The 12,352-nt window shown below is 41.1% G+C and carries 13 protein-coding genes and 1 tRNA gene; all 14 read left to right on the forward strand.

Translation table 11 applies throughout. The annotated features are described in order from the left end of the window. Positions 1–10: 10 nt before the first annotated feature. The 14 genes from glmM (at position 11) to Q8L79_RS09400 (ending at position 12,352) form a co-directional block, all read left to right on the forward strand. On the forward strand, positions 11–1,351 hold the full coding sequence (gene glmM, locus Q8L79_RS09335) for a phosphoglucosamine mutase (RefSeq protein WP_305270334.1): 1,341 nt from the start codon (positions 11–13) through the stop codon (positions 1,349–1,351). Positions 1,352–1,406: 55 nt separating this feature from the next. Further along, positions 1,407–2,153 carry a triose-phosphate isomerase gene (gene tpiA / locus Q8L79_RS09340; RefSeq protein WP_305270336.1) on the forward strand — a complete coding sequence of 249 codons (747 nt, stop codon included), beginning with the start codon at positions 1,407–1,409 and terminating at the stop codon, positions 2,151–2,153. Positions 2,154–2,171: 18 nt separating this feature from the next. Continuing rightward, complete coding sequence (secG, locus tag Q8L79_RS09345; protein WP_370869912.1) at positions 2,172–2,582, forward strand: preprotein translocase subunit SecG; 411 nt, start codon at positions 2,172–2,174, stop codon at positions 2,580–2,582. A gap of 90 nt (positions 2,583–2,672) precedes the next feature. After that, positions 2,673–2,757 (forward strand) — tRNA-Leu (locus tag Q8L79_RS09350). 191 nt (positions 2,758–2,948) lie between these two features. Further along, positions 2,949–3,311, forward strand: a complete 363-nt coding sequence (locus tag Q8L79_RS09355; protein ID WP_006892323.1) for a response regulator — start codon at positions 2,949–2,951, stop codon at positions 3,309–3,311. A 191-nt stretch (positions 3,312–3,502) separates the two neighbouring features. After that, positions 3,503–5,611: a chemotaxis protein CheA gene (locus tag Q8L79_RS09360; protein WP_305270341.1), complete on the forward strand. Its 2,109-nt coding sequence runs from the start codon at positions 3,503–3,505 to the stop codon at positions 5,609–5,611. 34 nt (positions 5,612–5,645) lie between these two features. Next, entirely contained in the window at positions 5,646–6,161 is a 516-nt protein-coding gene (locus Q8L79_RS09365; RefSeq protein WP_006892321.1) for a chemotaxis protein CheW, read from the forward strand. A gap of 60 nt (positions 6,162–6,221) precedes the next feature. Continuing rightward, positions 6,222–8,555 carry a methyl-accepting chemotaxis protein gene (locus tag Q8L79_RS09370; protein WP_305270343.1) on the forward strand — a complete coding sequence of 778 codons (2,334 nt, stop codon included), beginning with the start codon at positions 6,222–6,224 and terminating at the stop codon, positions 8,553–8,555. Positions 8,556–8,601: 46 nt separating this feature from the next. Beyond that, a complete protein-coding gene (locus Q8L79_RS09375) occupies positions 8,602–9,093 on the forward strand; it encodes a chemotaxis protein CheW (RefSeq protein WP_006892319.1) in 492 nt (163 codons plus the stop codon). Between the two features lie 3 nt (positions 9,094–9,096). Next, positions 9,097–9,864 carry a ParA family protein gene (locus Q8L79_RS09380; RefSeq protein WP_305270346.1) on the forward strand — a complete coding sequence of 256 codons (768 nt, stop codon included), beginning with the start codon at positions 9,097–9,099 and terminating at the stop codon, positions 9,862–9,864. After that, the gene (locus Q8L79_RS09385) at positions 9,851–10,414 is read left to right on the forward strand and encodes a lipid asymmetry maintenance protein MlaB (protein ID WP_305270348.1); all 564 of its coding nucleotides are present in this window, start codon (positions 9,851–9,853) and stop codon (positions 10,412–10,414) included. The genes Q8L79_RS09380 and Q8L79_RS09385 overlap by 14 nt, the downstream gene beginning before the upstream one ends. Before the next feature lie 21 nt (positions 10,415–10,435). Next, positions 10,436–11,275: a protein-glutamate O-methyltransferase CheR gene (locus Q8L79_RS09390; protein ID WP_305270350.1), complete on the forward strand. Its 840-nt coding sequence runs from the start codon at positions 10,436–10,438 to the stop codon at positions 11,273–11,275. A 6-nt stretch (positions 11,276–11,281) separates the two neighbouring features. Next, positions 11,282–11,920 carry a chemoreceptor glutamine deamidase CheD gene (gene cheD, locus Q8L79_RS09395; RefSeq protein WP_305270352.1) on the forward strand — a complete coding sequence of 213 codons (639 nt, stop codon included), beginning with the start codon at positions 11,282–11,284 and terminating at the stop codon, positions 11,918–11,920. Positions 11,921–11,929: 9 nt separating this feature from the next. Then, positions 11,930–12,352 carry a response regulator gene (locus Q8L79_RS09400; RefSeq protein ID WP_305270354.1) on the forward strand — a complete coding sequence of 141 codons (423 nt, stop codon included), beginning with the start codon at positions 11,930–11,932 and terminating at the stop codon, positions 12,350–12,352.

Raw genomic sequence — 12,352 nt, forward strand, 5'->3', positions numbered from 1 at the left:
TTTTAGAACTATGACAAAAAAATATTTTGGAACTGATGGCATTAGGGGAAAGGTCGGTGAGCATCCAATAACGGCAGATTTTTTCTTGAAGCTGGGTTGGGCTGCCGGGCGAGTGTTTGCGAATGAGGGGCATGGTTTTGTCTTGGTCGGTAAAGACACACGCATTTCGGGCTATATGTTTGAGTCTGCATTGGAGGCCGGGTTGACTGCTGCAGGTGTCGGTACTCGCTTGTTAGGGCCTATGCCAACGCCGGGTATAGCCTATTTAACCCGTACCTTAAGGGCGCAGGCAGGTATTGTCATTAGCGCCTCTCATAATCCGTATTATGATAATGGCGTTAAGTTTTTCTCGGTACAGGGGACGAAGTTACCGGATGAAATAGAACAAAAAATAGAAGAGTATATTGACTCGCCGATGACAACGGTAGAGTCGTCAAAATTGGGTAAGGCGAAAAGGTTGGTTGATGCTCCCGGTCGCTATATTGAATTTTGCAAGGCCAGCGTGCCGACTCGACTTGATTTTAGCGGCATGAGGATCATAATCGATTGTGCTCATGGCGCGACCTACCATATCGCGCCGCATGTATTTAGCGAGGTAGGTGCTGAAGTAGTTACGATTGGAGCGGAGCCGGACGGCCTTAATATTAATGATGAATGTGGTGCAACCAAGCCGGAAAAATTAGCTGCAACGGTTTTATCTTATCGTGCTGATTTAGGTATTGCTTTGGACGGCGATGGCGACCGATTGGTAATGGTCGATCATAAAGGTGAAATCGTTGATGGCGACGAGCTTATTTATATTATTGCCAAAGCAAGATTAGCTGCAGGGTTGATGTCCGGCCCAGTCGTAGGTACTTTAATGACAAATCTGGGTATGGAGCATGGCTTGAAGAAGTTGGGGCTCAAGCTGCTTAGGGCTAATGTGGGTGACCGATATGTTATGGAAATGCTGACAGAGCACAAAGGGATTTTAGGCGGCGAAAATTCCGGGCATATTATTTGTCTGGATAGGACAACAACCGGTGATGGTATTATTGCCGCTTTGCAGATCATGGCGGAAATGCAAGATAGCGGTAAAAATTTACATGAATTGAAATCCGGGATGCAAAAATATCCGCAAGTTCTGGTAAACGTCAAAGTTGATAAGAAAATAGATCCCGATGAGGATGAGGCTATACAAAAAACGGTGAAAGCTATCGAGAAAAAGTTGGGTGATAATGGTCGGGTATTGCTTAGAGCTTCGGGAACAGAGCCATTAATTCGTGTAATGGTAGAGGGTCAACAGGAAGATTTGGTTAAAAATTACGCTCATCAAATAGCTGATGATGTTAAGAAAGTAATGGGGGCTTGAATTAGGCGCTATTAATATATATTATAGATGGTTTGATTCTATGTGAGGAGTAGTGATGCGTCGGTCTCTAGTTGTAGGAAATTGGAAGATGAATGGAACTCTCGCCAGTGCCGAGTTGCTTGTAAAGGGCATCATTGCAGGGTTAGGGGAAAACATTGCGGATATCGTGGTATGTGTACCTTATTTGTATTTACCTAAAGTAAGCGAATTAGTTAAGGATACCGCATTGGCATTAGGCGCGCAAAACGTTGCAGATAAGTCTTCAGGCGCTTATACCGGAGAGATTTCGGCAGCGATGCTAAGCGAATTCAATTGTGAGTATGCTCTTGTCGGGCATTCTGAAAGACGCAGTTATTACGGCGATACTGATGAATCGGTTGCCGCGCGTTTTTGTCAGGCGCAGGAACAAAATATTATTCCTATTCTGTGTGTAGGTGAAACGCTGGAGCAACGCGAACAAGACCAGACCTTTGTGGTGATCAATGCACAGCTTGATGCCGTAATTAATTTGGCGGGCATAGCAGCTTTTGGTGCAGCTGTGATTGCCTATGAGCCGGTTTGGGCTATAGGGACAGGAAAAACAGCGACTGATGAGCAGGCTCAGGAAGTTCACCGGTACATAAGGCAGTACATTGCTGCTAAAGATCAGGCTATTGCTGATAAAATACAAATTTTATACGGCGGTAGTGCCAAGCCGGATAATGCAAAAGGCTTGTTTGCCATGCCGGATATTGACGGCGGTTTAATTGGTGGGGCTTCGTTGGATGCGGAATCCTTTTTAAAGATTTATCATTCAATTTAGAGTAATTTAAACTTTATTATGTATCAGGTAATTATTGTTGTTCATGTGCTGTTGGGTTTAGGGGTTGTTGGATTGGTATTAATGCAACAAGGCAAAGGGGCTGATGCTGGTGCTGCTTTTGGCACAGGATCTTCAGGGTCTGTTTTTGGAGCTCAAGGTGCGGCATCTTTCTTGTCTCGAGCCACAGCAATTCTGGCAACTTTGTTTTTTATGACCAGCTTGGGGCTTGCAGTGTTAAATGGTAAGCAGGGTGCAGCTTACGACTTAATGAACACCCCCAAGGTTGAACAGGATACGCTTGGTATCCCTGATGTGGGCGGTGCAAAAGGAGCGGGTAGCGCTTCTTCAGTGACTGATCCGAAATCTGAAGAAGTGCCTGTTGCTGCTCCGGCGGTTTCCGGAACTGAACAGGCAGTTGAAAAAAAGTAATACGTATTGTTTATGACACAAGTAAATGCACTTTATAAAAAAATAATTAAAATAGTGTGTATTAAATAGTATCTTTGCAATCATGTTTTAGCCGATGTGGTGAAATTGGTAGACACGCCATCTTGAGGGGGTGGTGACGAAAGTTGTGCCGGTTCAAATCCGGCCATCGGCACCAAATATACCCTGCTAGGGGTTTTCTCTAGTGGGGTGTTTTTTTGTTTGCTACAATGAAAATGAAGAAATAGGTTTCTAGATTAGAAGTGCGATACAGAAAAATAATTAGGCTATACTTAGTCAGTTAAATGTAGGACGCTGTATGTTCGTACGGAGTTTTGCTTTGAAAATTAGAGATTAATGGAGAAAACAATGGCAAGTATTCTTGCAGTTGACGATTCAGCTTCAATGAGAAAAATGGTTTCATTTACTTTAAGAGCTGCTGGATACGATGTCGAAGAAGCAGTGGATGGAGTTGATGCTTTAGAAAAAGCGCAAGCTAGGAAGTTCGATTGCGTAGTAACTGATGTCAACATGCCAAATAAAGATGGAATCACTTTAATTAGAGATTTGCGAGCGCTTCCAGATTATAAATTTATTCCCATGCTGATGCTGACGACAGAGTCAGGAATCGAAAAAAAGCAAGAAGGTAAAGCTGCTGGCGCAACAGGGTGGATGGTTAAACCTTTCAATCCTGATCAATTATTAAAAACATTACTAAAAGTTTTGGGCTAGTTAATGCTATCGTGCCTAAGTATGTTAATTGCGCGTAGCGAAGTCTATGCCTGTTGATATATTTCAGTCCCACGCAGCTTTATTCTGAAGGTTTAGATGAATGGTTTAGGTGTTTATCCAAACAAGGATCAATAAAGAAAGTTTTCGGGTTAATCTTGTTTAAATGAATTTAGGCGCACACAGGTAAGTCTATGTCTATTGATATGTCACAATTCCATCAAGTCTTTTTTGAAGAATGTTTCGAAGGACTGGAAGCAATGGAGTCAGGATTGTTAACGCTCGATATGGGGGATATTGATTCAGAAATAATCAATACCATTTTCAGGGGAGCCCATTCGATAAAAGGCGGCAGTGGAACTTTTGGTTTTACCGTTGTTGCTGAATACACCCATATTATGGAAACCCTGCTTGATGAAATGCGAGATGGGCGTAGAAAGGTAACTCAGCCTGCAGTAGACGTTTTGCTTGGATCTGTTGATTGTCTCAGAGAGATGTTGACTGCGATACAGAATGAACAAGACATTAATAATGCCAGTGTAGGAAAGCATAAAGCAGCTTTGGAAGTTGTGCTTAATGGTGGTTCGATGCCAGAAGAGTCAGTATTTCCAGTTGAGCAGGAACTGGTGGATGAAGAGGTTTCTGTTAATGATGCTTCTGATATTGATGAAGAAGAGTCCGTTGGATTAGCAGAGCAGGGCTGGAAAATAGCTTTTTGCCCCTATTTGGATTTGCTTAAAACCGGCAACGATCCGGTAAGATTATTTCGAGAATTAAATGAGCTAGGTGAATTAACAACTACTGTTAATATTCAGGACGTTCCTGGCTTTTATGAGTTAGATCCAGAGGAATGCAATATTTCTTGGGATTTAAAAGTTGTCGGGGATATTTCCGGCGATGAAATCAGGGAAATATTTAATTGGGTTGAAGGCGACTGTGAAATGGAAATTCAGCCTCTTGCTAAAGCCGTAAAATCCCCCCCCGTTGTAAGAAAAATCGATCCTGAACCCGCCGCAGTAATCATACCTGATAATCACGCTCCAAAATCCGCTGAGATCAAACCTAAGCCGGTTACGGAAATTAAAAAATCCGATTCTCAAGATTCTGACAATGAAGTAGCAAAAACTACGGCAAAGGCCAGTTCAATTAGGGTAGATACTGACAAAATTGATACTCTAATCAATATGGTTGGCGAAGTTGTGATCACACAATCTATGTTGGGTTTAGTTGGTGAGAACTTTAGCATGGATAAAGTTGGTCAACTTAAAAGAGGACTTGCTCAGCTAGAACGGCATACTCGAGACTTACAACAAAGCGTCATGAATATCCGGATGCTTCCTATTAGCTTCGTTTTTAGCCGATTTCCACGCTTAGTACATGATATTAGCAGTAAATTAGATAAAAAAATTGTTCTGAAACTGGTCGGAGAAAATACCGAAGTTGATAAAGCCGTCGTTGAGTTGATCAATGATCCATTGGTTCATTTAATTAGGAATAGTCTGGATCATGGTATAGAAATGCCCGCGGACAGAGTCGCAGCAGGCAAGCCGGAAACAGGAACCATCGAATTAAAAGCATATCACCGTGGCGGCCACATTGTCATAGAAATTATTGACGATGGGCGTGGATTAGATAAAGATAAATTACTATCAAAAGCCATAGAAAAAGGATTGGTTGAAGAAAATAACCTTCTTACTGAAAAACAGATATTTGAACTCATCTTTATGCCTGGTTTTTCTACGGCTGAACAACTCACTGATATTTCCGGTCGCGGTGTAGGTATGGATGTTGTGAGAAGGAATATTCTGTCGTTAGGCGGCAATATAGAAATTATTTCGGAACTGGGTAAAGGAACGACCATAGCAATCCATTTGCCGTTAACGTTGGCAATTCTTGATGGTCAGTCTGTTGCCGTGGGTGATGAGACCTACATTGTGCCGCTAGTTTCTATTATTGAATCAATTAATATTACAGAAAGAATGCTAAACAAGGTTGCAGGTAAAGGGGAGACTTTCCGCCTACGCAATGAATATTTACCTGTAATTAGAATGCGCGGAATTTTCAATGTTCATTCGGGCAATCCGACCAAGTCGAAAGAGGGTGTTCTTGTGGTCGTTGAGGGACAGGGTGAGTTGTGTTGTTTACTCGTAGATGAGTTATTGGGCCAACAACAGGTTGTTATTAAATCATTGGAAGCAAATTACCGACGGGTGGAAGGCGTTTCAGGTGCAACTATTTTGGGTGATGGCTCTGTTGCGCTGATTCTAGATGTTCCGGGTTTGGTGCGATTTTCAATCCGCTAATACATAGATAAAAGCACACTACATAAAAGCAGATATGGCACAAGAAGCTGAAAATAAAGATATCGATCAATATCACTATAGTAGAAACTTGGATAACGCTGTGCAATATCTGAGTTTTGCCTTAGGTAAAGAAGAATATGGTGTTGACATTCTTCGAGTACAGGAAATACGGAGTTGGGAGCCTGTTTCCAGAATACCTAATGTTCCTTGCTATGAGAAAGGTGTTGTCAATTTGCGCGGCTCTATTGTGCCGATCCTCGATTTGAGAGAAAGGTTCAATTTGAGTAAAGCCGAATATACGCCGTTAACAGTAGTTGTCGTGTTGCAAACCGGAGATAGCAACAAGACACGCATAATGGGTGTTGTTGTTGACTCGGTCTCCGATGTAATTAGTGTAGATAAGACTGAAATTCAAAGTGCTCCGGATTTTGGAACTAAAGTAAGTAACGAATTTATTAATGGACTGGTATCGGTTAATGAACGCATGGTAATGCTGCTTGATGTGGACAAATTACTGAAACTGGAAGAGCTTGATCAGGATGAAAGTTAATGATTTTCAAGTGCCCCATGTGGGTAAATGTATTTTGCATGGTTTGAGAGGTAAGGTAGCGTGAAGATTAATATGCCGGTAACTAATAATGAAGTTATTCTTAAAAAGGGTACCATTTTAGTTTCAAGAACCGACTTGATGGGACGTATTACCTACGTCAATGATGCATTTGTTGAAACAAGTGGGTTTACCCGTGATGAGTTGATGGGACAGGAACATAATATCGTCCGTCATCCAGACATGCCAGCGGAGGCTTATGAGGACTTATGGATAACCTTAAAACAACTTAGACCCTGGCAGGGACTGGTGAAGAATAGGTGTAAAAACGGCGATCATTACTGGGTCGAGGCAAATGCCATGCCGTTGTTTAAAAACGGAAAAGTCTATGAATACCTTTCCGTTCGACATCCTCCAAAGCGCGATGCAATTCCGGCAGCGGAACAGTTGTACAAGAAAATTAGCGCTGGTGAAGTAAAGTTAAAGTCAACCGGTTTAGGGACGATATCTAAATCAATTAGCGAAATTGCAATAGCGAAAAAGAATGCTTTTGTGGTGATCGCTTTCTTGACCCCTATCTTTTTTCTGATGTATCGATTGTTCTTGACGCAAGAGTATGTTTTGTTAGCGGGTGTTGCCTTGTTAGCCATAACGGCATCGGCCCTCAGTATCAATATGACCAAGGTAATAACCGACACGCTGGAAACTGCCATTACTATTTGCTACCGGCTTAGCAGTGGTAGTTTCGGAAATAAGGTGAACCTGAAACGAGAAGATCAGCTGGGTGATTTCCTGCGTGGTTTGTATTGTATGGAAGTGAAGCTGGGTGTGGACTTGGCTGATTTCAAGCAAGGTCTAGCAGAATCGAAACGGATTACTCAGGCTCTGGACAACGTTCAATCTCCTGTCATGGTAGCGAATAAGAACTTTGAAATTATTTACATGAACGATAGCGTTCAGAAGATGTTCAAGACCGCAGAAAGCGATATTCGTAAACAATTACCTGGTTTTTCCTCCGATAAATTGATGGGTTCCAATGTTGAGTTATATCACGCTACTATTAAAAGTGGGATATTGGAGAAATCACAAGAATCACTTAGATCGCAACTGGTCATTGGCGGTCGGCATCTGAGTATTATCGTTAGCCCTGTTAGTAGCGAGGGCGAACGTATTGGTTATGTTGCTGAATGGCAGGATAGAACCCATGAAGTTTTAATTGAGCAAGAAATCGATCAATTGGTGCAGGGCGTTAAAGCCGGTGACTTGAGTGCGCGTATAAAATTAACTGACCAACAGGGATTCACTAAAGCGCTATCTGCCGGTATCAATGAATTAACGGATGTAATTGAAAGCGTATTTGGCGATGTTAACAGGGTCATGGAGAACATGGCTGAAGGCGATTTAACTACCGCTATTACCAATGAATACCAAGGTGTTTACGCTGAATGTAAGAATAATATTAACACTACCTTAGCAAAACTCAGCGAATTTATTATTCAAATCAGGGATGCCGCTGATTTTATAGATAGTTCATCACAAGAGATGGCCAGTGGTAATAACAACCTTTCACATCGAGCCGAGCAACAAGCGGCCAGCCTGGAAGAAACGGCCGCCAGTATGGAGGAGTTAGCCAGTACCGTAAAAAATAATGCGCAGAATACAGTTCAAGCGACTGAAGTTGTTAATTCGGCAAGTCAATTAGCTCAAAAAGGCGGCGGTGTAGTTAAGTCTGCTATTCTTGCAATGCAGGAAATTAATGAAAGCAGTAATAAAATCGCTGAAATTATTGGCGTAATTGATGAAATTGCCTTTCAAACTAATCTATTGGCATTAAACGCATCTGTAGAGGCTGCGAGAGCAGGAGAGCAGGGGCGTGGGTTCTCAGTTGTTGCAACAGAGGTTCGTAATTTAGCTCAACGAAGTGCAACTGCCGCACAGCAAAGTAATGAACTAATCCAAAACAGTGTGCAAAAAGTTCGTGCCGGAACGGCATTCGTTAATGAAACAGGCGCAGCATTAACTGAAATTGTCGATAGTGTTGCAAAAGTTGGCGACATCGTTGCGCATATTGCCAGTGCCAGTTCGGAGCAATCGGCGGGTATCGAGCAAGTCAATCAAGCGGTTTCTCAAATGGACGATATTACTCAGCAAAATGCGGCTTTGGCAGAACAGGCCGCTGCCGGTAGCATTGCCATGAGTGAGCAGTCTACCAACATGACCCAGTTGCTTAGTTTCTTTAGAGTCAATTCAAAGAATACTTCGGCAACGACTAGATCAGTTGCTCATAGTAAGGCGCCTGTAGCGCCAATAAGAGTAACAGCAAAAAAACCTGTAGTTTCTGTTTTATCTCCAAGTAAGCCTAAAATCGATAGTAGCGACGAATGGGAAGAGTTTTAATGATGCTTAAAGCTGCAAACTATATAACCGACAGGAAACTATAACAATGACAACAGATGTGCAGTCAAATAATAGTCGGGTAGAGCAATTTCTCACCTTTCAACTTGCAGGCGAAGCGTATGGCGTTGAAATTTTGAAAGTACAAGAGATTCGTGGTTGGGAAGCTGTTCGCGTGATACCGAATACACCTGCTTTTGTTAAAGGCGTGTTGAATTTACGCGGATCTGTCGTGCCCATCATAGATTTACGGGAACGATTTTCTCTAGAGCATTTCGATTATTCTCCAAAAACGGTTGTTATTGTGCTCTGTGTTGAACATGGTGCAAACCAATTTGTAATGGGCATAGTGGCTGATGCAGTTTCTGATGTGCTGGATATTAATTTGGAAGACATCAAAAAAGCCCCAAACTTCGGTTCAAAAATTGATACGCGCTACATGCGAGGTATGCATGTGTATAAGAAAAAAATGATTATGCTGCTGGACGTTGATAAATTGCTCAATCCCGATGAGGTTGAGGGTATTGAAAGTTTGGTGTGACAGGTGAGAATTGTTGCAATAATTAATCAGAAAGGCGGTGTTGGCAAGACGACTACTACTGCGAATTTATGCCATGCGATTGCAGAATTGGGCTCAAAAGTTACCGCTATCGATCTTGATCCACAAGGCCATTTAGCCGTTTCTTTAGGTATTACAGCGCAGGATATTGGCGGTATTGATGAAGCTATGCTGAAAAAGAAAGAAGTTCATCAGCAGCTTATTTCCGTCAGGGATAATCTGCAATTAATTACATCAGGATCAAAACTTAAGGATATTGAGCAGTTAACCGGCAATAATTCACCTCGCGGTGTTTTATTAAAAAATGCCTTGCATGGAAATCTTACAGATCAGGACTTTATTTTTATTGATTGTCCACCTTCTTCCGGATTACTGGTTGCGAACGCATTAATTGCAGCTGACGAAATTTTAATTCCTATGGCCAGTGATTTTCTTGCCTTGCAAGGATTATCTCATCTAATGGGTACTATTAAGAGGTTTGAGAAAGCTTTGCAGCGTAAATATAAAACATTATTGGTGATGTCGCGATATTCACCCAATAGAAGAATATCGAGCCAGGTATTAAATGTTCTACTTACGCATTTTCCTGAGCAAATATTAGCAACAGTCGTTAGAGAAACAGCATTGCTTGCAGAATGCCCCAGCTTTGGTAAAACAATTTTAGAATATAGTCCGAAAAGTCGTTCGGCAAGGGATTTTCGTAGCCTTGCTCATGATTTTCTTGAAAGCAAGGTGATGTATGGCAACAAGTGAAGAAAATAATTTAATCGGATACGATCCTCTAGCATGGATGGAGGTCGATACCGATAAAAATGAAGATCATTTGGTTACGGATGATTTGATAGGGAATACTGATGAAAATGCGATTTTAAATATAACTAAAGAGGATGAATTAGTAATAGATAAAGTCGATGATGAAAACGTTAGTGCTTTCATAGAAGAAATGGCTGATGACTACTCCATGGATGCAAACGGCATAGTACCGCAGGAAGCAGATGCCGATGATTCGGTACCAGAGGAAGTGGAAGATTCATTAATTGATTTAGACGCTACGTTGACTATTCAGAATGTCGTCAAGTTACACGAAAGGCTGAAGAATTTATTGGCCATGCATGATGAAATCGAAATAAATGCATCTGATGTATCATCAATAGATACAGCCACTTTACAACTACTTGTTTCGTTGAAAAAAGATGCAGTTAAGCTGCAAAAGAAAGTAACCATTATTTATCCATCCCCACGATTTGTTGAGTCTGCCCAACTGCTGGGTTTATTGGACGTACTCGACGTTCATGACGCGTAACTGACGGGAAGCAGTTTAAAAATGGCCATTGTTGAGAAGGTTCGCGAATTTAAATTCACTGCGGATGACTTTAACTTTTTAAGAAAACTGTCCAATGAACATTCAGGTATTCAGGTTCCTGATGAAAGATTTGATATGTTTTATTCCAGACTGTCCAAGCGGGTGAGGAAACTTGGATTAACGGATTTTAAGGCGTATTGCCAGTACCTTAAGGATTATCCGGATCACGAATTTACTGAATTTATTAATGCTATAACAACTAATTTAACGGCCTTTTTTAGAGAAATGCATCATTTTGATTATGTCCGTGATGTTGTTATTCCAGAAGTTTTGATGCGGAATAAAACCTCCCGGCAAGTTAGAGTGTGGTCCGCTGGTTGCTCTACTGGTGAAGAGCCTTACTCTCTAGCGATTACCTTGTTGGAAAATGTACCTGTTGATTGGGATATCAAAATATTAGCAACTGATTTGGATACTAATGTTTTGAAAACAGCATCGGATGGTATTTACACGGAAGATCGTGTCAGTGACTTATCAGAAGATATGCTGAAGCGGTGGTTTATGCGAGGTAAATCATCGCAATCCGGTCAAGTAAAAGTAAGACCTCAGTTACAACAAATTATTCAGTTTAAAAAGTTAAATTTGATGCAAGACTGGCCGATGAAATGCCATTTTGACTTTATTTTCTGTCGTAATGTTCTTATTTATTTTGATCGTGAAACGAAGACATTGCTTGCTCAAAGATATGCTCAAATGCTGTCCAGCAAGTCATGGTTATTTATAGGACATTCAGAATCATTAAACCAGCTTTCAAATGAATTTGAGTTGGTTGCGTGTACCAGTTACAGGAAAAATTCATAAATACTAATGAGTACTAGCAATGATATTGGTCTACCCTCCATCGACGGTTTTGATCACATTAACAGGTATATCGATAAAGAGCGTGGTGTAATTGCCGCAAAGATTTTGCCGGGTGAATACTATGTAACTCAAGATGATGAATTGATTACAACCGTATTAGGGTCTTGTATATCGGCATGTATTAGGGACAAGGTGTCAGGCTTAGGTGGAATGAATCATTTTATGTTGCCGGAAACCACAGCCGACAAGCTGAGGCAAGGTAATGAAGCGGTTGTCGGCAATGCAACCCGATACGGAAATTATGCCATGGAACATTTAATTAATACTATTTTGATAAATGGCGGCAAAAGGAAAAATCTGGAAGTTAAAGTATTTGGCGGCGGTAAAATCATTCCAACCTTGACTGATGTTGGCCTTAAAAATATTGACTTTATCCTGGAATATATTGATACAGAAGGATTGTCCTTATTATCTCAGGATTTAGGCGATATTTATCCCAGAAAAATAATTTATTTTCCTAAGACTGGGAAAGTCGGAATGAAAAAAATCGAGCATTTGCATAATGATACAATTGTAAGAAGAGAGCGACAGTACTTTAACAATATTAAAAATGCACCTGTTGAAGGTGATGTTGAGCTTTTTTAAGAAGATACAATGAACAACAAAATACGCGTATTGATTATTGATGATTCATTGTTAATCCGAAAGGTACTAACTGAAATTTTAAATTCCTCTTCAGATATCGAGGTAGTTGGCACTGCAGAAGACCCTCTTATTGCCAGAGAGATGATCAAAGAATTAAATCCCGATGTATTGACGCTGGACATTGAAATGCCGCGTATGGATGGAATAACTTTTTTACGCAATTTGATGCGATTGAGACCAATGCCTGTTGTGATGATTTCAGCACTCACAGAAAGTAACGCTGAAGTTACCTTAACTGCTCTGGAGTTGGGAGCGGTAGACTTTATAGCTAAGCCGACAATGGATGTAGAAAATACACTGAATGACTATGCCGAAGACATAATTGCCAAGGTAAAAGTAGCGTCACAGGCTAATATTAGAAGGCTTGAATGA

It is taken from the genome of Methylobacter sp., assembly GCF_030680395.1.
GTDB lineage: Bacteria > Pseudomonadota > Gammaproteobacteria > Methylococcales > Methylomonadaceae > Methylobacter_A.

What these genes read in the sequence shown, in the direction of transcription:
- glmM (WP_305270334.1), top strand. Translation starts at nt 11, where the DNA reads ATGACAAAAAAATATTTTGGAACTGATGGCATTAGGGGAAAGGTCGGT.
- tpiA (WP_305270336.1), top strand. Translation starts at nt 1,407, where the DNA reads ATGCGTCGGTCTCTAGTTGTAGGAAATTGGAAGATGAATGGAACTCTC.
- secG (WP_370869912.1), top strand. Translation starts at nt 2,172, where the DNA reads ATGTATCAGGTAATTATTGTTGTTCATGTGCTGTTGGGTTTAGGGGTT.
- Q8L79_RS09355 (WP_006892323.1), top strand. Translation starts at nt 2,949, where the DNA reads ATGGCAAGTATTCTTGCAGTTGACGATTCAGCTTCAATGAGAAAAATG.
- Q8L79_RS09360 (WP_305270341.1), top strand. Translation starts at nt 3,503, where the DNA reads ATGTCTATTGATATGTCACAATTCCATCAAGTCTTTTTTGAAGAATGT.
- Q8L79_RS09365 (WP_006892321.1), top strand. Translation starts at nt 5,646, where the DNA reads ATGGCACAAGAAGCTGAAAATAAAGATATCGATCAATATCACTATAGT.
- Q8L79_RS09375 (WP_006892319.1), top strand. Translation starts at nt 8,602, where the DNA reads ATGACAACAGATGTGCAGTCAAATAATAGTCGGGTAGAGCAATTTCTC.
- Q8L79_RS09385 (WP_305270348.1), top strand. Translation starts at nt 9,851, where the DNA reads ATGGCAACAAGTGAAGAAAATAATTTAATCGGATACGATCCTCTAGCA.
- Q8L79_RS09390 (WP_305270350.1), top strand. Translation starts at nt 10,436, where the DNA reads ATGGCCATTGTTGAGAAGGTTCGCGAATTTAAATTCACTGCGGATGAC.
- cheD (WP_305270352.1), top strand. Translation starts at nt 11,282, where the DNA reads ATGAGTACTAGCAATGATATTGGTCTACCCTCCATCGACGGTTTTGAT.
- Q8L79_RS09400 (WP_305270354.1), top strand. Translation starts at nt 11,930, where the DNA reads ATGAACAACAAAATACGCGTATTGATTATTGATGATTCATTGTTAATC.